Annotated in this window: 1 protein-coding gene; it reads right to left on the bottom strand. The window is 68.6% G+C overall.

Annotated elements, in window-relative coordinates; translation table 11 throughout:
* The coding region (locus tag EN906_RS35760) for a cobaltochelatase subunit CobN (RefSeq protein WP_206529283.1) at positions 1–837 on the bottom strand (837 nt) is incomplete at both ends.

The raw sequence follows: 837 nt of genomic DNA, 5'->3' as shown, positions 1-837 counted from the left end.
AGATAGGCGCGGCCGATTTCTTCGCGCGCCGCCCAGTTGCCGGAGGACAAGATATCCTCGACGCCGGCGCCGTACGTGCCGGGCGAGGTGCCGAAGATGCGCGGGCTGATCTTGCCGTCAGCGCGGGTTTTGGCCGCGAGCGGGTTTTCCGAATCCTCCTCGTCGCGGGCGGCAACCGCGTTGGCGGCGGCATCGATCAGCGCGATCTGGGTCGGGAACATATCGCGGAACAGGCCTGATATGCGCCAGGTGACATCGACGCGTGGCCTTCCGAGCGGCGCCGGCGGCAATACCTCGATGCCGGTGATGCGGCCGGTCGCCGAATCCCATTGCGGCCGGCAGCCCATCAGAGCCAGGCCTTGCGCGATTTCCTCGCCGCCGGTGCGCAGCGAAGCCGAGCCCCAGAGATCGATGACCAGCGAGCGCGGCCAGTCGCCGTGCGATTGCATGTAGCCGCGCACGACTTCCTCCGCCGCTGCCTTGCCCAGATCATAGGCGGTCGGCGTCGGCATGGTGCGCGGGTCCGAGGTGAACAGATTGCGGCCGGTGGGCAAGACGTCCGAGCGGCCACGCGCGGGCGCCCCGGCTGGACCGGCCTTGACGTGGCGGCCATCAAGCGCGGCGAGCAGCGCCGCTTTCTCGGCGTCAGCGCTTTGTCGCCGCATGGCGTCGGGCTCATCCTCAGGGGCGCGGCCATAGATATGCAGCCCATCCTTGATGGCAAAATCCTTGAGGTCGCAGAGCCAGGCGTCGATGCGGCGCAACGCTTCGTCGGGTGCGTCGGTCGTGGCGACGCCGGCTTCGGAGGCGAAACCGGTCTTTTGCGCGGTGTCGACG

This window comes from Mesorhizobium sp. M7A.F.Ca.CA.004.06.1.1, assembly GCF_003999135.1.
Lineage (GTDB): Bacteria > Pseudomonadota > Alphaproteobacteria > Rhizobiales > Rhizobiaceae > Mesorhizobium.
This window is presented reverse-complemented; position numbering and strand designations above follow the sequence as displayed.